Genomic DNA, 20,485 nt, shown 5'->3' with positions numbered 1-20,485 from the left:
AGATGTCCTGGCGTGGATTGGTATGGCACCCGTCCTGGCTCAGGGAGGCAGCACACCTTTTGACACTTGGGCTCATGGCTCCGACCTCCGCCAGACGCCACACCCACGGATCACAACGCCGCGCGCACGGCCATCGCCATTCCCGGCCTCCTCCTCCAGCCACGAGTTTGGCCTCCGCCCTGCATCGGATCCGTTGCTACCACCTACAGCATTGCCTGCCGCCTTCCCCGGTCCAGGTTCTCCAGAAAGGACCATTCCGTGAATTCCTTCCTTCACCGTTTGAACAAGTTCGGCACACTCACCACCGCCCTTGCTCACATCGCGTTTCTGGGGGCGATACCTTTCCAAGCTCTCTACCCTTTGGTCTCGCCCAGCCCCACCGAAGGCCGAACCATAACCGCCAACGCTAGCCAGGTCCCCATCAGCTTGAACAACCCGCCCAACACGCAGTCGAGGGAAGTGAACATGATCAATGTCGCCGCAGCCGGCGTTCACCTCCACGGCGGCAATGACCTCACCGTGACCGACGCGATTCAAACCAATACGGTCGATACCGGCGAGACCGCCGGGCATATCGTGAATTGGCGTCCCGTCTCCGACGAACATCTTGTGCAAGGGACCTTCATATCCACCTACAACTACAAAGGCGCCGGTGACCAGGCATTCTTCTGGGCCGCGGCGACGGCGGAAGCGGTACCCGCCCTACTATCACCCACCCCTTCGGCGACAGCGGCGAGCAGCACGGCAGTGCAGCCCTCGCCGGAAAAAACAGGCCAGACAACGTTCACGGACCTTCCCGGAGGGGTCATCGCCGCCAGTACCATCATCCTCACCCTCGTCATCGTTCTTGCCAGGCGACGACGTTCCCCTGCGGCCGAAGGATGAATCCTCCCTGCCTGAAACACTTACTCCACCCAAGCGCATGGATCCAGCGGCGAGGAATATAGCGCGGGAAGACGTGTGCGGCGAATGTGCCGGCGCTGCCGATTATTGCGATGTAGCCAGTTTCCGGCACAGTCATCGCCAGGTGCCGGAACCACACCGCTGGAGCCGCAGAACCGACAGGAAAGGAACAAACTTTGAGCAGGGATCCTGTGTTCGTGCGCGAGCACCCTGGACCAGGGCCAGCGGTGCCAGCTCGAGGGTCAAACCCCTGCTCGGGTGTTTACAGACAAGGTCCCGGGCCGGGACGCCAATCGGCCCTAGCTGTCCGAACTGCCCCACTTTTCCCGCGACGGCGACACCGTCATGATGCACAGCATGGACTGACCCACAAGAAACCTGGACGACCTGCGATCGATCGTCCAGACCCTTACGCACAAGGGCGTGCTCGGTTGGTTCGTCGAGAAAACCTGGTCTTCACCGGGGAGCACTCCCCCAGGCCGCCCTGGCCGCGGAATTCGGAATCAGCCCGGGAAACGGTGTGCCAGTACCCCCGCCGGCCGAGCCTTCGTGATCTGTCGTTTCGCAACATCGTTGTCAGTCGCGGAGTGGGTCTGACAACGGTACGAGACAAACATTCACTTCTGGTTCCCGTAGGTGCGGAGACCCGAGACCCGCCGACAGAAGGCTTGTCCTCAGTGGTTAGCCGCCGCCCGGGCAGCCCTACCCGGTGTCGGCACCCCGGAGTAGGGTTCCGTCATGGACATCATCCTCGTACCCGGTTTCTGGTTGGACGCGTCATCGTGGGAGGAGGTGACGCCTGCCCTTGAGGCAGCCGGGCACACAACCCATCCGCTGACCCTGCCCGGCCTTGAATCCGTCGACGCATCACGCGCCGGCATCACCTTGAAGGACCATATCGCCGCCGTCGTGAACGTTGTGGACGGCCTCGACGGCAAGGCGGTCCTGGTGGGGCATTCCGGCGGCGGCGCGGTCATCCACGGGGTGGCGGACGCCCGGCCGGACCGCGTGGCCCGGAACATCTACGTGGACAGCGGACCGCTCGGTGAGGGCGGCGTCATCAACAATGAGCTGCCGGCCAAGGGCGACGACGTGCCGCTGCCGCCGTGGGACGGTTTCGAGGATGCTGACCTGATGGACCTGACCGACGAGCTGCGGACCAAGTTCCGCGCACGCGCCATCCCCGAACCCAAGGGAGTGGCCTACGGCAAGCAGCGCCTGCACGACGTCCGCCGCTACGACGTTCCGGCGACGGTGATCGCGTGCCAGTTCCCGTCGTCGCTCCTCACCGAATGGATCGACGCCGGCCACCCGTTCACCGCCGAACTGGCCCGCATCCGCGACGTTGACTACGTGGATCTCCCCACCGGGCACTGGCCCCAGTTCACGAAACCGGCTCAGCTGAGCCAGGCCATCCTGAAGGCGGTGGAACGGACGGTGTGAGCGCGGGGCAGGTCTGGCGCACTTAGCCCGTCGAGCCTGCTGCGCCGCGGCCCGGCCGCGGGAGACTGGCCGCGCCCCAGACGGCCAGCAGCAATGCGATAAGCAATAGCCCGGCGTCGCCAAGGTCTATGGCATCGAGCCAATTCGTGACCGGATCCTCCAGTCCGAAGGCGGTATTGACGAAGCCGCCGAGCGTGATCACGGCGATGAACAGGGCGGAGACCGCGGAGATACCAGTCACCGCCGCGTTGAAGCCGAGCTTGCGCCGCGGATCGTCCAGGGCCGAGCGGTACATCCGCATCATGGCCACACCGTTCAGCGAATCGCACAGCGTCATCGCGGCGGTGAACGCGAGGGGCAGCGCGATCAGGGCGAACGGCGAAACGCCAGCCAGCGACGCCGCCGTCGTCATCACCAGCAGGCCAATGGTGGTTGCGGTGTCAAAACCCAGCCCGAAGAGGAACCCGATCACGTAGATGTTGCGCGGCCGCCTGACTCGGGACAGGGGTTTGGCAAGGAGCCGCGCCACGAATCCCTTCGCCTCAAGATCGGCGGCATCGATGCTGCCACCAGCGCGAGCGCCACGGTAAACACGCACTGCGCGGACGAACGCCGAGCCGTTGAACAGCCCCATGGCCAGCAGGAACAGCCCCGAGACGCCGCTGCCGATCAGGCCAAGGACCAAGTTCCCGGTCGACCCGTCCTCCATTAATTGCGCCACGATCGCGGTACCGCCCACCACCAGGACGCCAGCCAGGATCACCACCGAGCTGTGCCCCAGGCTGAACGCGAAGCCCACACTCACCGGGTCCTGGCGCTGGGCCACGAACTTCCGGGTGGAGTTATCGATCGCGGCCAGATGGTCCCAGTCGTAACTGTGCTTCACCCCGGCCAAGTAGGCGGTCAGCACCAGGCCAAGTGCCAGCGGCTGACCGCCTCCCGCGGTTCCAGTGAGCAGAAGTACGACGGCGGCAAGATGCAATGCGGCCACCGCGCCGAAGGTGAAGAGCAGCCGGGTCCGAACCGGCAGTAAGTCCCGCCCGCGGTACATCACGGCGAACTGGGTCAGCGCTGCCATTCAGTACTTCCTCAGGTTCAGGGGCGCCTGCCCGTGCCAGCGTTCGCGGAGCAGCGCGGTGCACGCGCCCAGCAGGCTGTTCAGTTCCCCGGTGCTGTTGGAGAGCGCGCGCAGCACCAGCCCCGTGGTTCCGGCAATACTGCGGGTAAGGGACATTCCGGTGTGGGCCTTGTATCCGGCGGTCAGGGCATGGAGTTCATCGGCGAGCGCCTGGTTCACACGGGCATCCACCACCACCAGCGAGCCCAGGTGGCTGAAGCCTTCCATAAAGCCCAGCCCGGTGACGTCATTCAGCGGCGGCCGGATCAGCAGGTTGTCCAAGGCGAGCAGCTCCGTGCCGCCGTCGGTTTCGACGTGGATCTCGTTGCGCAGCCGCAGTTCCTCATACTTGAACGACGCCCCGTCGGGCGCCCAACCGGGCGTGATCACCTCAGCCATAACAAGGCTCGACGACGGCCGCAGGGTAACGCGCGTGTTCTGCCGGTAGCTGGACTGCCGGTAAGCGATGAGCTGGTCAGGCATCAGCTCCAGCCGCGCCCCGTCCCCCAGCCGCAAAGCCATCCGCTGCTCCGCAAAAGACCCCGGAGTCCGATAAACCTTCGTCGCCGACTGCGTAGTAAGGAGCAGGCCCGCCCCCGCTTCGACGTCGACATCAAGCAAAAAGAGATCAGCCCCAAGATACGCCCCGCCAGGATTCACGAGCACATAACAAACCTGCCCGGAATCATCGAGATAGTGCGGCCGCAACACTCTCAAGGCGCCCCGGTGGTACTGATGCGTCGCAACGGACCTGCCCGCACGCTTACCAATTCTCAAGGCGAGCTCCCCCATGGGTTCCTTAACCGCGGAGGCGGCGAGGCCGGATTTGGGGGCCGCGGCGTGGTGGGCTGCGTGGGGGGCCCACTGCCGCGAGGGCCCCGACTCGAGCTTGCGAGGATCGGGAGCGGCTGGGGACGGGCACGGCCCCAAATCCGGCGAAGCCGCCGGACCCAGCCCGGGAGCGTGGGTCTCGACGAGCTCGACCGCCGGGATCGTGCTCACTGAGCGAGGTCGAGCATCAGGACGTCCCGCCGCACCCATTCGATGACGGCTTCTAGCCCTTCGTCGGTCTTGAGGTTGGTAAAGCAGAACGGCTTCTCGCCCCTGAACTCCTTCGAATCGCGCTCCATAACCGCGAGGTCGGCGCCGACGTGGGGTGCGAGGTCGGTTTTGTTGATGATGAAGAGGTCGGACTTGATCATGCCCTGGCCGGCTTTGCGGGGAATCTTCTCGCCCTGGGCGACGTCGATGATGTAGATGGAGAAGTCCACGAGTTCGGGGCTGAAGGTGGCGGAGAGGTTGTCGCCGCCGGATTCGACGAAGATGACCTGCAGGTCCGGGTGCCGGGCCTTAAGCTCTTCGATGGCGGCGGTGTTCATGGAGGTGTCTTCGCGGATGGCGGTGTGGGGACAGCCGCCGGTTTCGACGCCGATGATCCGGTCCTCGGGCAGGATGCCGTTGGCGGCCAGGATCTTGGCGTCCTCGATGGTGTAGATGTCGTTGGTGATGGCGGCCATGGAGATCTCACGGCTCATGTGGCGGGTGAGGCGCTCCACGAGCTGGGTCTTGCCGGCGCCGACCGGTCCGCCGATGCCGATCTTAATGGGTTCAGTCATTGTGTCCTCCTGCTAGCTCATGAACATTCGGGCGCGTTGCCGCTCGTGCCGCATCTGCGAAATTTCCAGCCCGGGGCTGAGGGCCCCGAAGTCGTCCGGCGCAAGGTGCGGGATCCGCTCGACGGCGGCAGCGACGCCGTCGGCCCCTCCCCGCAGCAGCCGCTGCCCGGCGTTCTGCCCCAACGGGATCGCGCGCACCGCGTTCTGCGTCAGCGAGGTCACCGTCGCGAAAAGATATGCAGCGAGCGCCTCGGGGAACGGCACCCCCAGTGAACGCGCGACGACGGCGAACGCCAGCGGCTGATGCCCGGCAGCCCGGCCAGTGGTCACCAGGTCCCGGTACAGTGCAAGCTCCGGCGACGGAAAAACCTCAGTCCCGATCTCCAGCAGCCGCCCACCCATCTTCAAGCTGGCCTCCCGAACCTGCCGAGGCAACAGCGAAGCAGACAACAACTCATCCAACTCCCCCACCTCCGCACCCTCATACAGGAACCGAATAGCCAACCCGTCAGAGTACGTCAACTGCTGCCCGACAAAAGCTGCCAACCAAACCCCGAACGACCCCTCATCAAAAACGACCCCAGCGTCGACGTAAGTCTCAAAGCCAAAGGAGTGAGCAAAAGCCCCAGTAGGCAACGCGGAATCGACGAGCTGCTGCAGCGCCAACTGATAATCGCTCACTATTCGCCTCCCAAGGCGAGATGCGTGGCAAACGCTGCGAAGGCGGGAGATAGGGGCCGCGGCGTGGTGGGCACCGCGAAGCGGGCACGGCCCCTATCTCCCGCCGTAGCGCCAGCGACTGCACTCCAGCCGCGGCAGCGAAACCTAGTGCGAGTGCTCAGCATGGCGAAAAGGCACAGGCATGACGCGTTCCTGGCGGGCATAGGCCACACCCACGTGGCGAAGGTAGTCCTCGACGGTGTGGTCGTAGGCGCACACCATGACGTCGGCCGCGTACTCCGAGGACGCGTCGAAGAACTGGGCCTGGAGGTGCCGGTTGCCGAGGGAGTGTGCCACGACGCCCATCTCGTAGACGGACCGGGGCGCGATGACCAGGACGTCGGTGGGCAGCACGGACACCACGATCATGTTGCTTTCGGCCACGTGCAGGATGTCGCCGTCGCGCAGGTCGCCGGATCCGGACGGGAGCCGGATGCCGATTTCCTTGCCGTGGTCGGTGGTGACGCGCTGGATGCGTTTGACCAGCTGGGCGCTTGGCAGGACCACCTTTTCGCGGTGCAGGCCGGTGTAGGCGGCCAGGTCGGTACTGGGCAGCTCGTGCAGGTTGCCGAGGACTTTTTCGATGATCACGTCAGGCTCCGGGTGGTCGGTTGGCTGTGGGACAGAGGTCAGAAGAGGAAGTAGCGCTGGGCCATGGGCAGGACGTCGGACGGCTCGCAGGTGACGTCCTCGCCGTCGACCGTCACCTGGTACGTTTCGGGGTCCACCTGGATATCCGGGGTGGCGCCGTTGTATTTGAGGTCGGCCTTGGTCAGGGACCGGATGCCCGAGACGGCCCGGATGTTCTTCTGCAGGCCCAGCTCCTCGGGCACACCGGCGTCGATCGCTGCCTGTGACAGGAAGGTAATCGAGGACTGCTGCACTGCCTTGCCGAACGCGGCGAACATGGGCCGCATGGTGCGCGGCTGCGGGGTGGGGATGGACGCGTTGGCGTCGCCCATCAGCGCGTAGGCGATCTGCCCGCCCTTGAGCACAAGTTCGGGTTTGACGCCGAAGAACGCCGGGTCCCAGAGCACCAGGTCCGCGAACTTGCCCTCCTCCACTGACCCGATGGAACCGGCCATGCCCTGCGCGATGGCCGGGTTGATGGTGTACTTCGCCACGTAGCGCTTGAGACGGAAGTTATCGCTTTCGGAACCCAACCCCGCGGCGGATCCGTGCGTCCCGCCGTCGGGATCCTTCAAAACCCCCCGCTGCTTCTTCATCTTGTCCGCCACCTGCCAGGTGCGGGTGATCACCTCGCCCACGCGGCCCATGGCCTGGGAGTCGGAGGAGGTGATGGCGAAGATGCCCATGTCCTGCAGGACGTCCTCGGCGGCGATGGTCTCGGCGCGGATGCGGGAATCGGCGAAGGCCACGTCCTCGGGGATGTCCGGGTTCAGGTGGTGGCAGACCATGAGCATGTCCAGGTGCTCTTCGATGGTGTTGCGCGTGTACGGCAGCGTGGGATTGGTGGACGCCGGCAGCACGTTGGGCAGCCCGGCGATCCGAATGATGTCCGGGGCGTGGCCACCGCCGGCGCCTTCGGTGTGGAAGGTGTGGATGACCCGGCCGTCGATCGCGCGGATGGTGTCCTCCACAAAGCCGCACTCGTTGAGGGTGTCGGTGTGGATGGCCACCTGGACGTCGTACTCGTCGGCCACCCTGAGCGAGGTGTCGATGGACGAGGTGGTGGCCCCCCAGTCCTCGTGCACCTTCAGCCCGATGGCGCCGGCGCGGATCTGCTCGGCGAGGGGCTCGACGGCGGATGCGTGGCCCTTGCCGAACAGGCCGATGTTGATGGGCATGCCCTCGGTGGCCTGCAGCATGCGCTGGATGTGCCATTTGCCGGGGGTGACGGTGGTGGCTTTCGTGCCTTCGGCCGGTCCCGTGCCGCCGCCCACCATGGTGGTCACGCCGCTGGTGAGGGCCGCGGGCACCTGGTCCGGGGAGATGAAGTGGATGTGGGAGTCCACGCCGCCGGCGGTGAGGATCTTCCGCTCCCCGGCGATGATTTCGGTGCTGGCCCCGATGACGATGGTGACGCCGTCGGTGATCTGCGGGTTGCCGGCCTTGCCGATTTTGAAGATGTGGCCGTCCCTGAGCGCGACGTCGGCCTTATAGATGCCGGTGTAGTCCAGGATGACGGCGTTGGTGATGACGGTGTCCGGGACGTCTTCGCCCTGGACGTTCCCGTCCCGGGTGGCCTGGCCGTTCTGGCCCATGCCGTCACGGATCACCTTGCCGCCGCCGAACACCACTTCCTCGCCGTAGACGGTGAGGTCCTTCTCGATTTCGAGGAACAGGTCGGTGTCCGCCAGGCGGATTTTGTCCCCGGCGGTAGGGCCGTAGAGGTCCGCGTACTGCTGGCGGGGAAGGTCGAAGCTCACTTGGTCCCTGCTTCCGGAGCGTCGAGAGGTCCGTTGACGGCGTTGCTGAGGCCGTAGACTTCGCGGCTGCCTGCGAGTTCGATCAGCCGGACGGTCCTGCTGTCCCCCGGCTCGAACCGCGCCGCAGTCCCGGCCGGGATGTCCAGCCGGCGGCCGTAGGCGGCCCCGCGATCAAACTGAAGGGCGGCATTCGCCTCGGCAAAGTGGAAGTGCGACCCCACCTGGACGGGACGGTCACCGGTGTTGGTGACGACGACGCCGATCGCCTCCCGTCCGGCGTTCACCGTCACCGGTTCGGGCCTGAGGATGTACTCGCCTGGGATCATGGCCTGCCCTATCGGATCGGATCGTGGACGGTGACAAGCTTGGTGCCGTCAGGGAACGTGGCCTCGATCTGGACGTCATGGATCATTTCCGGAATACCCTCCATGACGTCCTCGCGGGTGAGGACGGTGGAGCCGTAACTCATGAGGTCCGCCACCGTGCGGCCATCCCGGGCGCCCTCGATCAGTTCATAACTGATGATGGCCACGGCCTCGGGAAAGTTCAGCTTCAGGCCACGGGCCTGTCGGCGCCTGGCCAGATCGGCCGCCACCACAATCATGAGCTTCTCCTGCTCACGGGGCATCAGATGCATCAGGTTCCCTTCGGCGGCCGGGCACGGTCCTTCGTTTATAGACCTGGAGGATCACGCACCGCCAGCATTTCCGGTGCGTCGCCCTCCGTGGCGGTTTTCGTGCCCAGCGTAGGCCGGGCAGATTTCCGTGAGGTTTCCGGCGGTTGTCGGGACCGGCGCCTCGCCCCCGCGACGCCGCCAGCGGGCCAGCCAGATCCTCGACATAATGGCGTACAGGAACCCAAGAGACGCCACCGGCGCGCCGCCGCATACTGACCACCGCCATGAAAGGGCCAATAATGCCTGACGTCAGCGACCTGATCGACTTTGATTCCCTGCTCACCGCGGATGAGCTCACGCTGCGGGATACGGTCCGGGCTTTTGTGGACAGTGAGATCAAGCCCAACATTGCGGAGTGGTACGAAAAGGCCGTCTTCCCGCTGGAGCTTGTGCCGGAACTGGCCAAGCTGGGCGTACTGGGCATGCACTTGAAGGGTTATGGCTGTGCCGGCCGTACCGCCGTCGACTACGGGCTCGCGGGGGCCGAACTCGAAGCCGGGGACTCCGGGCTGCGCACCTTCGTCTCGGTCCAGGGGTCCCTGGCGATGAGCGCCATCCACAAACACGGCTCCGAAGAGCAGAAACAGGAGTGGCTGCCGGCCATGGCTGCGGGTGAAGCGATCGGCTGCTTCGGCCTGACTGAACCCACCGCCGGGTCGGACCCGGGGAGCATGACCACCTATGCCCGCCGCGACGGCAGCGATTGGGTCCTCAACGGCGCAAAACGCTGGATCGGGCTGGCCTCCGTGGCCCAGGTCGCCGTAATCTGGGCCCAGACCGACGGCGGGATCCGCGGCTTCGTCGTGCCCACCTCCACGCCGGGATTCACCGCCACCCCGATCGAACCGAAACTGTCCATGCGCGCCTCCATCCAGTGCGACATCGCCCTCACCGACGTGCGCCTGCCCGAAACCGCGGTGCTGCCGGACGTCGTCGGGCTTAAGGGCCCCTTCTCCTGCCTCAACGAGGCACGCTACGGGATCATCTGGGGCGCCATGGGCGCTGCCCGCGACGCCTTCGAGGCCGCCCTGGACTACTCCAAGGGGCGCATGCAGTTCGACAAACCGCTGGCCGGATACCAGCTGACCCAGCAGAAGCTCGTGGACATGGCCCTGGAGATCAACAAGGGCTTCCTGCTCGCCCTGCACCTGGGCCGGCTCAAGGATGCCGGCCGCCTGCAGATCGAGCAGATCTCGGTGGGGAAACTCAACAACTGCCGCGAGGCGATCGAAATCTGCCGCGAAGCCCGCACCATCCTCGGCGGCAACGGCATCACCCTGGACTACTCACCGCTGCGCCACGCCAACAACCTCGAATCCGTGCGCACCTACGAGGGCACCGACGAAGTCCACACCCTCATCCTGGGCAACAAGCTCACCGGGGTTCCTGCGTTCCGCTGAATCAGCTCAGACGCGCAAAAAGGGCGTGGCCTGCGACATCCGCCGGCCACGCCCTTTACTTACGTTGGGTCAGTTCGCTGCCGCCCCGGCACCGACCTCGGCCTCGACCGCCCCGCCGGCGAGCCGGAGCCAGGTGTCCACCACGGTGTCGGGGTTCAGGGAGACGGAGTCGATGCCTTCCGCAACCAGCCACTCGGCGAAGTCGGCGTGGTCGCTGGGGCCCTGGCCGCAGATGCCGACGTACTTGCCGCGCTCCTTGCAGGCCTTGATGGCCATGCTGAGGAGCTTCTTGACGGCAGGGTCGCGCTCATCGAAGCCGGCCGAGATGATTGCCGAGTCGCGGTCCAGGCCCAGGGACAGCTGGGTCATGTCGTTGGAGCCGATGGAGAAGCCGTCGAAGTAGTCGAGGAATTCGTCGGCGAGCAGGGCGTTGGAGGGAATCTCGCACATCATGATCACCTCGAGGCCGTTCTCGCCGCGCTTCAGGCCGTTCTCGGCCAGCAGCTCGATGACGCCGCGGGCCTCGGCCAGGGTCCGCACGAACGGGATCATCAGCTTGACGTTGGTCAGGCCCATCTCGTTGCGGACGAAGGACAGGGCCTCGCACTCGAGGTCGAAGCAGTCCCGGAAGGACGGGTCCAGGTACCGTGAGGCGCCGCGGAAGCCCAGCATCGGGTTCTCTTCGTGCGGCTCGTACGCGGGTCCGCCGATGAGGTTGGCGTACTCGTTGGACTTGAAGTCGGACATGCGCACAATCACCGGGTTCGGCGCGAAGGCGGCGGCGATGGTGGCCACACCTTCGGCGAGGCGCTTGATGTAGTACTCGCGCGGGCTGCTGTACGCGGCGATCCGTTCGCGGATTTCCGCGGCCACGTCCGCCGGCTGGTCGTCCAGGTTAAGCAGCGCCTTGGGGTGGATGCCGATCTGGCGGTTGATGATGAATTCCAGCCGTGCCAGGCCCACGCCGTGATTGGGCAGCTGCGCGAAGGTGAACGCCTGCTCCGGGGTGCCGACGTTCATCATGACCTTGACGGGGGCCTCGGGCAGCTGGGTGACCTCGGTTTCCTCGACGGTGAAGTCCAGGAGCCCTTCGTAGATCAGGCCGGTCTCGCCGTCGGCGCAGGTGACAGTCACCTCGAGGCCATCGGAGAGCGCCTGGGTGGCGTCCCCGGTGCCGACGACGGCGGGAATCCCCAGTTCGCGGGCGATGATGGCTGCGTGGCAGGTGCGGCCGCCACGGTTGGTGACGATGGCGGAGGCGCGCTTCATGATCGGTTCCCAGTCAGGATCTGTCATGTCGGCAACCAGGACATCGCCGGTCTTGAACGCGGCCATCTGGTCGATCGAGGTCAGGATGCGGACGCTGCCCGCGCCGATGCGCTGGCCGATCGCGCGGCCTTCGGCGAGCACGCGGCTGGTCCCGTTGAGGCGGAAGCGGCTCAGGCTGCCGGCGGCACGGCGGGACTGCACGGTCTCCGGACGGGCCTGCAGGATGTACAGGCCGCCGTCGATCCCGTCCTTGCCCCACTCGATGTCCATGGGACGGCCGTAGTGGTTTTCGATGGCGACAGCGTGGCGGGCAAGCTGCTCGACGTCGTCGTCCGTGAGGCTGAAGCGGCTCCGCAGTGACGCCTCAACCGGCACGAAATCGATGGTGCGGCCGATCTCCTGGCTGTTGGTGTATGTCATCTGGAGGGCCTTCTCGCCCAGTCCGCGCTTGAGGATGGCGGGACGGCCTGCCTCAAGGGCGGGCTTGTAAACGTAGAACTCGTCCGGGTTGACGGCACCCTGGACCACGGCCTCACCGAGGCCGTAGGAGGACGTGACGAAGACTGCGTCCTGGAACCCGGATTCGGTGTCCATCGTGAACATGACGCCGGAGGCCCCGACGTCGGAGCGCACCATCCGCTGGACGCCCGCCGAGAGCGCAACGTCGGCGTGCTCGAACTTGTGGTGCACGCGGTAGGCGATGGCGCGGTCGTTGTAGAGGGAGGCGAAGACGTCCTTGATGGCGAGCAGGATGTTGTCGATCCCGCGCACGTTCAGGAAGGTTTCCTGCTGGCCGGCGAACGAGGCGTCGGGCAGGTCTTCCGCCGTCGCGCTGGAACGGACGGCCCAGGAGAGGTCCTCGGAGCCGCCGTGCTTGTCCACCAGCTGCTGGTAGGAGCTGCGGATCTGAGCTTCGAAGTCCGGCAGGAAGGGCGTCTCGCGCATAAGCGTCCGGATTTCCTGGCCGGCGGCGGCGAGGGCGGTCACGTCATCGGTGTCCAGGCCGAGCATGCGGTCAGCGATCTTCTGGTCGAGGCCGGAGTCTGCGAGGAAGCTGCGGTAGGCGTCGGCGGTGGTGGCGAAGCCGTCCGGAACCTGCACACCCGCGGAGGTCAGGTTCTGCACCATCTCACCGAGGGAGGCGTTCTTGCCGCCCACCCGGTCCAGGTCCTTGAGTCCAAGTTCTGAGAACCACAGGATGTCTGTCGTCATTATTACTGCTCCTTTGCAGAGGATGGCATGCGGGGGCGGCGCCCCACGCGCGGCTGTGGCCGGTTGGTGGGCGCGAATCCTGTCTACAGTGACAGGTCCAAGGCGCTCTTTCCAACATGATGTCGGCCACACTTAGTTTGTGAAAATTTTCCCTAATGCTTCAGGTTCATACGCTGCAGGATGGTGGCAGCCATCTCCTCCACGGACACCGTGGCTGAATTCAGGTAGGGAATCCGGTGGGAGACATAGAGCTGCTCGGCGCTGCGCAGCTCGAAACCGCACTGCCGCAGGGACGCGTAGGACGAGCCCCGGCGTCGTTCTGTGCGGATCTGGCTCAGCCGCAGCGGGTTGGAGGACAGTCCGAAACACTTCTCAACAAAAGGCCGCAACGACTTGGGCAGCCCCTCCTTCTGGAAATCCTCGTCCACCAGCGGGAAGTTTGCCGCAAAGATGCCGTGCTGCAGTGCCAGGTACATCGTGGTGGGCGTTTTCCCGCAACGGGACGGTGCCACCAGGATGACCTGCGCCTTTTCCAGCGCCCGCAGGCTTTGCCCGTCGTCGTGTTCCATGGCGTATTCGACGGCGGCCATGCGGGACTGATAACGCTCCGCGTTGCCCAGGCCGTGCGCCCTGCCTGGAACGGCACTGGCCGGGGAGCCGAGGGCCTGCTCCAGCTGCCCCACATGCGTTCCGATGAGGTCCACCACGATTCCCCGGCACGTGGCCAGGGTCTGACGGATCTCGCTGCTGACGGCGGTGGAAAAAACGATGGGCCGCGGGCCAGCGCCGATTAACCCGTCGATGGTGCCCACCACGCTCTTGGCCTGCTCCACCGTGGTGATGAAGGGGACGGTGATGCGGTCAAAGTTGTTCGCCGGAAACTGAGTGAGCAGGGTGTTGCCGAGCGTTTCGGCAGTGATGCCGGTGCTGTCCGAAAGGAAGTAGACAGGCCGAAGAGCGTCATTGGTCATAAACGCATTCTGCCCCACCGCAGGCCCGGGCCGTTATCCGGGCACCGCCGTTACGCCTTCCGGTGGATCGACTTGTAGCTCAGGTACGCGTTCAGGCCCTCGACCCCGTACTCGGTCCCCAGGCCGGAATCGTGCCGGCCGCCGAACGGTGCGGCATGGTTGGAGGCGAAGAAGTTCAGGCCGACCGAGCCTGTGTCCATCCGGTCCGCCACCGCCAATGCGGCGTCCTCATTGGCCCCGAACACCAGCCCGCCGAGTCCGAACTCGGTGTTGTTCGCGAGTGCCACCGCCTCCTCAACACTGCCGCCGGCGTCGTTGTATTTCAGGATGGTGATGACCGGCCCGAAGATCTCCTCGCGGGAGATCCGCATGTCCGGGGTGACGTCGGCGAACACGGTGGGTTCCACAAAGTAGCCGTTTTCCAGCCCGCCGGACAGCGATGCGGCACGGCCGCCCGTGGTGGCGCGGGCACCTTCGGCCAGCCCCGACTCCACGTACTCCAGCACGGTCCGGTACTGGGATTCCGTGGCGCAGGGGCCGAACACGGTGTCAGGTTCAAGGGGATCACCCTGCTTCCCGGCGGCGATGGTGGCCGTGACCATGTCCACCACCTCGTCGTACCGGCTGGCGGGAGCCAGGATCCGGGTGGAGATGTAGCAGGTCTGCCCCGTGTTGCGCATGGCGGACTTGATCAGGACCTTGGACATGGCGTCCAGGTCGGCGTCGGGGAGCACAATGGCGCTGGACTTTCCGCCCAGCTCCAGCGTGACCGGGCGCAGCAGCTCACCGCAGGCCGCGGCAATTTTCCGGCCCACCGGCGTCGAACCCGTGAACGCCACCTTGTCCACGCCGGGGTGCTTGACCAGCACGTCCCCCAGCCGGCCGGAACCCGTCACCAAGTTCACGACGCCGGCCGGGACGCCTGCCGCGGCGATCGCATCGAGGATCACGCGGATGGACAGCGGAGTCGGCGACGCCGGTTTGATCACCACGGTGCAGCCTGCCAGCAGTGCCGGCGCGAGCTTGATGATCACCAGGTTGATGGGGAAATTCCACGGTGCGATCAGCGCGCACACTCCGAGCGGTTCGCGCCGGACCACGGACTCGCCGCCGCCGCGCGGGAACGGACGGACGTCCTCACGCTCTAGGTACTCGGCGAGCGTGGCGAAGTACCGGAAAATGCCGGCCGCGTTGGCCGCGGCACCGGCGGATTCGGCCACGGGCGAGCCGTTTTCCCGTGAGTTCGTCAGTGACAGCTCCTCGGCCCGTTTCTCCACTTCCTCGGCAATCCGGAGGAGGTAGGCGGCACGCTCGGACGGGGTCAGCCGGGGCCACTCGCCCTGAAAAGCCCGCCGGGCGGAGCCGACGGCGGCGTCCACGTCTTCCGGAGTTCCGTCCGGCACCGAGCCCCAGACTTCGCCCGTGGCGGGATCGGTCACCGGGTTCCGGCCGGTGCCCCGCGCAGGCTGCCAGGTGCCGTCGACAAAAATGGTGTCCACATGCGTGTGCGGCAGGGACAGGCCCGCCCGGGAAACCAGGGCCGGAGAAGCATGCGTGGCGGAGGTCATCGGATTACTCCTGTCTTGAGCAGGGCGTTGGACCGGTTTAGGTCGGCTGTCGCCATGTCCACGGCGGCCTGGGTGATGAGTTCGGGCACGATCTCGGTGGCCAGCCGGTCAGTATAGGTGGCCGGATCCATGGCGAACCATGAGGAAGCCAGCGCAATTCCGGCCTGGTCGAAACGCCACAGCCTGTCGGCGTCCCGCATCAGGGCGTCCTCCAGCGAGCGGGCCACGGGACGGGTGTCGTGGCCGTCGATGATTTCGCAGATCCGCTCCACGAAGGCCGCCGAATAGCCCAGTCCGGGCAGCACGCGGCGCGCGACATTGCAGCCCTGGAGCTCATGTTCGTAGCGGATGGCAGCCTTGCGCCAGTCCCCGGCAAACCCCTCGGAGATGATGCGGGATTCGTCAACGTGCGCCCACCCGGTGTCGTGCAGCAGGGTGGCTACCCGCACCATCTCCGCGTCGGCCTCAGGATAGGCCCGGCAGAGGCGCTCGGCAAAGGCCAGCGAAATGGGCAGGTGAATGTCATTGCCGCGCGTCCGGGTCTCGTGCACCACGGCCTTCCACAGCGCGTCCAGCTCCTCAACGGCAGCAGGTGTGGTGCTGATGGGAGTGGTGTCCACCGGGCCGGGTGCCGGGATGGGGCGGACGCTGTATTCGGCGGCGAACGCGTCAGCCGGGGCATCGGCGGCTTCCGTGTCGGTGACGGCCCTGATTTCCGCGCCGGCGGCGGGATCCGCGGCGACCGGAGTCTTGGGGGTGCTCATAATGCTCCTTCGGGTGGGCCAGCCTGCTGTCTGGGTGCAGTCAGCTGTCCGTGGTGATGGTCTTGAGTTGAGTGGCGGGGTCCGCCGCGGCGTCAGCCGGGATGTTCCGGCCCTTCGCCAGGGCGTTCTTGACGGCCATGAAGTCCAGGGGAGCATTGACGCAGTCCGCGGCGATGATCCTGCCCTGGCGGTAGTAGAGGACGCTGAATTTCCCGCGTTCCTCGTCGCGCCGGAGCACGGTCGCATCGAACCCGTTGCAGAGGCCCGCGATCTGAAGCTTGAGGTCGGCCTGGTTGGACCAGAACCACGGGATGCCGGCGTATTCCTCGTGCCGGCCGGTGAGCGAGTAGGCGGCCACCTTGGCATGCTCGATGGCGTTGTTGACGCTTTCCAGCCGGATCCGCTCCCCCGGCTCCGAACCGGGAACCGGATTGGGCATGTTGGCGACGTCGCCCACCGCCACAGTGCTGCCGTCCGAGGCCAGCGCGAAGCGGTCCACCACCACGCCGTTGTCCACGGCCAGGCCAAGCTGTTCGGCCAGCTGCGTATTGGGGATGACCCCGATGCCAATCAGGACAATCTGCGCCGGCAGCACCGTGCCGTCCTGAAGCTCGACGGCGGCGACTGACGCACCGCCGTCGGCGTTTGATGTGAACCGCGCGGCGCTGGTGTTCAGCCGGATATCCAGACCGCGGGAGCGGTGCGCCTGCAGGAAGTACTCGGCAGTCTCCTCCCCCACAGCCCGGCCCACCAGCCGCGGCCCGAACTCCAGGACGGTGACGTTCTTGCCCATTTTCTGCAGGCTGGACGCGGCCTCGAGGCCGATGAAGCCGCCGCCGATCACCACCACGTCGGTGGCGTCACCCACCCGTGCCTTGAGCGCCAGGGCATCATCGGCGTTGCGCAGGTACAGCACGCCGTCCAGGTCACCGCCGTCAATGTCCAGCTTCCGGGCGCGGGCCCCCACGGTGAGGGCCAGCCGCTTGAAGGGGAACTCGCGGCCGGAGGACGCGTGCGCCACCCCGGAACCGTCCGCGTCCTTGTCGATCCGGACGATGTACTCGCCCTTGACCAGTTCCACGTTGTGCTCGGCCCAGTAGTCGTTGGAGCGGAAAATCAGGGATTCGCTCTCCACGGTGCCCTGCAGGAATTCCTTGGACAGCGCCGGCCGCTGGTACGGGCGGTGGTCCTCATCGCCCAGCAAGGTGATGTGCTCGTCGAAGCCCAGGGCGCGGAGGGATACCGCGAGCTGGACGCCCGACTGGCTCGCGCCGATGATCAGGAGCCCCGTGTGGGCGGGAACAGAGGCGGGGTGGGTGGTGGCGCTTGCCGGCTGCTCCGCTGCTTGCGTGCCCACGGCTACACCTGGGTTTCCGGGGTGGTGACGAACAGTTCGGTTCCGTCCGCCAGGCGAAGTTGGCAGGAGAGCCGGGAGTTGTCCTCGCGGTCCACTGCGGTGCCGTAAAGCATCTCGTCCTCCATGTCCTCCATCGGCGGAAGCTGCGAAACGCAGTCTTCCCGGACGAAGACATGGCAGGTGGCGCAGGACAGCGAGCCGCCGCACTCGGCCACGATGCCGGGAACGCCGTTGCGCACCGCGGTTTCCATGACGGAGTCGCCCACGTTGCCCTCGACGTCGCGGACGGCGCCTTCTGCATCGGTGAAGTGAACCGTTGGCATTGGTCCTCCTTGGGGTTGAAGTTGATTGGGGTGGAGTGGATGGTCAGCCAGGCAGGGTCAGATGAACTGCCGGCCGCCGTCCACCACCATGGTCTGACCGGTGTAGTACGAGCTGCCCGGTCCGGCGAGGAAGAGCGCGGCTCCCACGATGTCCTCGGGCTGGCTGGCCCGCTTGATGGCGCCGCGGTCCACGCCGTAGTTTTCGGCGTTTTCCATCAGCCCGTAGCTGGCCTCGGTGAGGGTGAAGCCGGGGGCGATCGCGTTGACCGTGATCCCCCGGCGGCCCAGTTCCTTGGCCATCACCCGGGTCAGAGCCACGACGCCGCCCTTGGAGGCGACGTAGTGCAGCCACTGCTCCGAACCGCTGAAGATGGTGGCGCTGGAGAGGTTGATGACGCGCCCGCCCTCGGGCAGGTACGGACTCGCGGCGCGGGTCATCAGCCACGGCCCCTTAAGGTTCACGTTCATCACCAGGTCCCATTCGGCCGGATCAATGTCCTCGAACGGGGTGCGGGTCACCGTTGCGTACACCGCGGCGTTGTTAAGCACGACGTCGATGCTTCCGTTTCCGAAGTCCGCGCAGCTCTTCGCGAGGTTCTCCGTGGACTCCACGCTGGTGACGTCCGCGGCGAACGCCGCCGCTTCCGCGCCGAGCTCACGGACCAGCTTGGCTGTCTGCTCGGCGCCCTCGAGGTTGATGTCGGCCACCGCCACGCGGTACCCCCGGCCGGCGAAACCGAGCGCGAACGCCCTGCCCAGCCCGCCGGCGGCACCGGTGATCAGCACGGTCCGGTTCGTGAGGGCATCCGTGCCCTCCACGGCATATTCCTTATCAGGCATATTCAGCTCAGACATGGCTGTGGCTGTGAGCGCCGGGGCCGGTCACCACCAGGTCCTCCTCGGCGTCGAGGATCTGGACAGTGCCCTTCGTCCCGTCAACACGCAGCCGCTGGCCGGTCTTGATGGTGGTGGAGGCGGAACCGGTTCCGGTCACCGCCGGCAGGCCGTACTCGCGGCAGACAATCGCGGCGTGGCTCATCATGCCGCCGATGTCCGTGACCGTGGCTTTGATCTTGCCGAAGATCGGTCCCCAGGACGGTGCCGTCACGGTGGCCACCAGGATCTCGCCCTGCTGGATTTCGGAGAGCTGGTCGGCATCGGTAACCACGCGGGCCAGGCCTTCCACCACACCGGGGGACGCTGCCATGCCGCGGAGTCCGCCGCCCTCCACCTCTTCGCCGGCACCCAGCCACTGCTGGACCTGCTCCGTGGTGATGCCCCAGAGCATCCGGGTGAAAGGTTCGGTGATGATTTCCGGCGGAGTGTTCAGGGCCGGTGCGGGACGGGCGGTCTTGAGGGCGTCGACGATGCCGCGGCGCCGTTCGATCTCCTCCGGCCAGTAATCGGGGCCGATGGGCTTGGCGCCGACGCCCCAGCCGGTGACCAGGTCAAAGAGTGCGTCGCGGACCTCGTTGCGGCCCAGGTAGAGCAGGTCGTCCGGTTCGGTCCAGAAGCCCTCCGCCTGCATCATGCGGGACAGTTCGCGGATCTTGCGCCAGAAGACGCCCATGGTCCAGTGCTCGATGTAGAAGTTGTGGTTCTCCACGTAGGGGTAGGCGGTGGCTGCGAGGCCGCGCTTGGCGTCGAAGATGGCCTGGTTGTCGCCCTCGAGGAGGTCGCGGTACTCCTCGATGATGCGGTCGCGTTCGGCGATGAGGGCTTCAACGGGGCGCATGATTTCCTGGCCCTCATCCACGCGGCGGATGTAGTCCGCGATGTAGCCCAGCGGGATCTCCTGGTGCTCGTTCCAGTACTTGTCGTGGCCGTAGAAGCCGTTGCCCACGGTGAAGTTGAACCACGGGTCCTTGGCACCTTCGTACTGGGCGATCCAACGGTCCCCGCCGGGAGCCGAAGCGACGGCACCCAAGGTGGCATCGACGTCGTCCGTGTTCCCGAAGTGGGCCTGCAGCCCCAGTTCCACGGCGAGCTTGGCCAGGCCTTTGAGCTCGTCGTCGGGGCGGAAGAGTTCCATGTTCACGCCCTGCACCATGGTGGCGATGGACTGGTCCGGGACGTTGGGGAAGACCTGCTTGCAGAAGTTGAAGAAGTCCAGGTAGGCGATGTAGCCCAGGTTCAGGAATTCGAAGTGGTACTGCCAGTTCTGGTAGGCGAGCTGGATGAGGCGGTCATAGCTTTCCAGCAGCTTCTCGGACCCGTCCTTTCCCTTGCCGGAGGTGATGTCCTCCATCGGGACCATGTCCGGGAGTTTGGGGAAGGAGATGGTTTCCATCTCCTCGATGGTGCCCTTGACCTTGACGTGCCAGTCCTTGAGCAGCTGTTCCCAGTTCTGGAAGTAGTGGCCCACCCGCTGTTCGAAAAGGGGCACGCGGGCGGCGATCTGGTCCTCCGGCACCGGGATGGGCGACATGTAGAGGTAGCCCAGGTGGATGCGGAACTCGATGCCGTTGGCGTTGGGGATCATCAGGTGCCTGGCGTTGTACTGGCCCAGGCACTTGACCGCGAACTCGCCGCCGATGGTCTCAAAGGGCTTGAAGACGGTGGGCCAGTGCTGGCTGTCGCAGAACCAGAACTTTGCGTCCTCCTGCTCCTTGAGCTTGTCCTGGAAGACCAGATAGTACGGGTAGATCTTTTCCCAGCCCTCGGCGCCGGCGGGGACCGTGAGCTCGGAGGGTTTGGGGAAGGACTTCAGGGACATGGCGGTCCTTTCAAGAGGGCTCAACGGTGAGCCTTGGTTG

The 20,485-nt window shown here is 65.8% G+C and carries 19 protein-coding genes; 3 read left to right on the top strand and 16 right to left on the bottom strand.

The genetic code is table 11. The features are described from left to right. The first annotated feature begins 258 nt into the window (after positions 1–258). Both IAQ70_RS20415 and IAQ70_RS20410 read left to right on the top strand, forming a co-directional pair. Positions 259–885, top strand: a complete 627-nt coding sequence (locus tag IAQ70_RS20415) for a hypothetical protein (protein WP_190991687.1) — start codon at positions 259–261, stop codon at positions 883–885. Positions 886–1,641: 756 nt separating this feature from the next. Further along, positions 1,642–2,346, top strand: a complete 705-nt coding sequence (locus tag IAQ70_RS20410) for an alpha/beta fold hydrolase (RefSeq protein ID WP_190991685.1) — start codon at positions 1,642–1,644, stop codon at positions 2,344–2,346. 22 nt (positions 2,347–2,368) lie between these two features. Here the strand turns inward: IAQ70_RS20410 and IAQ70_RS20405 are convergent, their stop codons facing one another. The 8 genes from IAQ70_RS20405 to IAQ70_RS20370 form a co-directional block, all read right to left on the bottom strand. Beyond that, a complete protein-coding gene (locus tag IAQ70_RS20405) occupies positions 2,369–3,424 on the bottom strand; it encodes a HoxN/HupN/NixA family nickel/cobalt transporter (RefSeq protein ID WP_190991683.1) in 1,056 nt (351 codons plus the stop codon). Further along, the gene (locus tag IAQ70_RS20400; RefSeq protein ID WP_190991713.1) at positions 3,425–4,255 is read right to left on the bottom strand and encodes an urease accessory protein UreD; all 831 of its coding nucleotides are present in this window, start codon (positions 4,253–4,255) and stop codon (positions 3,425–3,427) included. It lies immediately after the preceding gene. Between the two features lie 206 nt (positions 4,256–4,461). Beyond that, positions 4,462–5,079 carry an urease accessory protein UreG gene (gene ureG, locus IAQ70_RS20395; protein WP_190991681.1) on the bottom strand — a complete coding sequence of 206 codons (618 nt, stop codon included), beginning with the start codon at positions 5,077–5,079 and terminating at the stop codon, positions 4,462–4,464. Between the two features lie 12 nt (positions 5,080–5,091). After that, on the bottom strand, positions 5,092–5,760 hold the full coding sequence (locus IAQ70_RS20390; RefSeq protein ID WP_190991679.1) for an urease accessory protein UreF: 669 nt from the start codon (positions 5,758–5,760) through the stop codon (positions 5,092–5,094). Between the two features lie 144 nt (positions 5,761–5,904). After that, positions 5,905–6,390 (bottom strand): urease accessory protein UreE, encoded by a 486-nt coding sequence (gene ureE / locus IAQ70_RS20385; RefSeq protein ID WP_190991677.1) that lies wholly within the window; start codon positions 6,388–6,390, stop codon positions 5,905–5,907. A gap of 38 nt (positions 6,391–6,428) precedes the next feature. Continuing rightward, on the bottom strand, positions 6,429–8,189 hold the full coding sequence (gene ureC / locus IAQ70_RS20380; protein WP_190991675.1) for an urease subunit alpha: 1,761 nt from the start codon (positions 8,187–8,189) through the stop codon (positions 6,429–6,431). Next, complete coding sequence (locus IAQ70_RS20375; protein WP_190991673.1) at positions 8,186–8,515, bottom strand: urease subunit beta; 330 nt, start codon at positions 8,513–8,515, stop codon at positions 8,186–8,188. Before IAQ70_RS20375 ends, ureC begins: the two co-directional genes overlap by 4 nt. A gap of 8 nt (positions 8,516–8,523) precedes the next feature. Beyond that, positions 8,524–8,826 carry an urease subunit gamma gene (locus tag IAQ70_RS20370; RefSeq protein ID WP_190991671.1) on the bottom strand — a complete coding sequence of 101 codons (303 nt, stop codon included), beginning with the start codon at positions 8,824–8,826 and terminating at the stop codon, positions 8,524–8,526. A 278-nt stretch (positions 8,827–9,104) separates the two neighbouring features. Here IAQ70_RS20370 and IAQ70_RS20365 point away from each other — a divergent pair, with 278 nt between their 5' ends. Further along, positions 9,105–10,265, top strand: a complete 1,161-nt coding sequence (locus tag IAQ70_RS20365) for an acyl-CoA dehydrogenase family protein (RefSeq protein ID WP_190991669.1) — start codon at positions 9,105–9,107, stop codon at positions 10,263–10,265. A 69-nt stretch (positions 10,266–10,334) separates the two neighbouring features. On the opposite strand, the gene ppsA is transcribed toward IAQ70_RS20365, so the two are convergent. From ppsA to IAQ70_RS20325, 8 genes are all read right to left on the bottom strand, one after another. After that, positions 10,335–12,746 carry a phosphoenolpyruvate synthase gene (gene ppsA, locus IAQ70_RS20360; RefSeq protein ID WP_190991668.1) on the bottom strand — a complete coding sequence of 804 codons (2,412 nt, stop codon included), beginning with the start codon at positions 12,744–12,746 and terminating at the stop codon, positions 10,335–10,337. A gap of 152 nt (positions 12,747–12,898) precedes the next feature. After that, the gene (locus tag IAQ70_RS20355; protein ID WP_190991666.1) at positions 12,899–13,717 is read right to left on the bottom strand and encodes a pyruvate, water dikinase regulatory protein; all 819 of its coding nucleotides are present in this window, start codon (positions 13,715–13,717) and stop codon (positions 12,899–12,901) included. A 50-nt stretch (positions 13,718–13,767) separates the two neighbouring features. After that, entirely contained in the window at positions 13,768–15,285 is a 1,518-nt protein-coding gene (locus IAQ70_RS20350; RefSeq protein ID WP_190991664.1) for an aldehyde dehydrogenase family protein, read from the bottom strand. After that, positions 15,282–16,049: an HD domain-containing protein gene (locus IAQ70_RS20345; protein ID WP_190991662.1), complete on the bottom strand. Its 768-nt coding sequence runs from the start codon at positions 16,047–16,049 to the stop codon at positions 15,282–15,284. The genes IAQ70_RS20350 and IAQ70_RS20345 overlap by 4 nt, the downstream gene beginning before the upstream one ends. Positions 16,050–16,089: 40 nt before the next feature. After that, entirely contained in the window at positions 16,090–17,406 is a 1,317-nt protein-coding gene (locus IAQ70_RS20340; protein ID WP_317983723.1) for an NAD(P)/FAD-dependent oxidoreductase, read from the bottom strand. A 2-nt stretch (positions 17,407–17,408) separates the two neighbouring features. Next, positions 17,409–17,729: a 2Fe-2S iron-sulfur cluster-binding protein gene (locus IAQ70_RS20335; protein WP_190991660.1), complete on the bottom strand. Its 321-nt coding sequence runs from the start codon at positions 17,727–17,729 to the stop codon at positions 17,409–17,411. 57 nt (positions 17,730–17,786) lie between these two features. Beyond that, positions 17,787–18,584, bottom strand: a complete 798-nt coding sequence (locus tag IAQ70_RS20330; RefSeq protein ID WP_223860452.1) for an SDR family NAD(P)-dependent oxidoreductase — start codon at positions 18,582–18,584, stop codon at positions 17,787–17,789. Continuing rightward, positions 18,577–20,469 (bottom strand): PEP-utilizing enzyme, encoded by a 1,893-nt coding sequence (locus IAQ70_RS20325; RefSeq protein WP_223860451.1) that lies wholly within the window; start codon positions 20,467–20,469, stop codon positions 18,577–18,579. Before IAQ70_RS20325 ends, IAQ70_RS20330 begins: the two co-directional genes overlap by 8 nt. Positions 20,470–20,485: the final 16 nt, after the last annotated feature.

This window comes from Pseudarthrobacter sulfonivorans, from assembly GCF_014712225.1.
Taxonomy (GTDB): domain Bacteria; phylum Actinomycetota; class Actinomycetes; order Actinomycetales; family Micrococcaceae; genus Arthrobacter; species Arthrobacter sulfonivorans.
The sequence above is the reverse complement of the archived record's forward strand: the minus strand, read 5'-3'. Positions and strand labels throughout refer to the sequence as shown.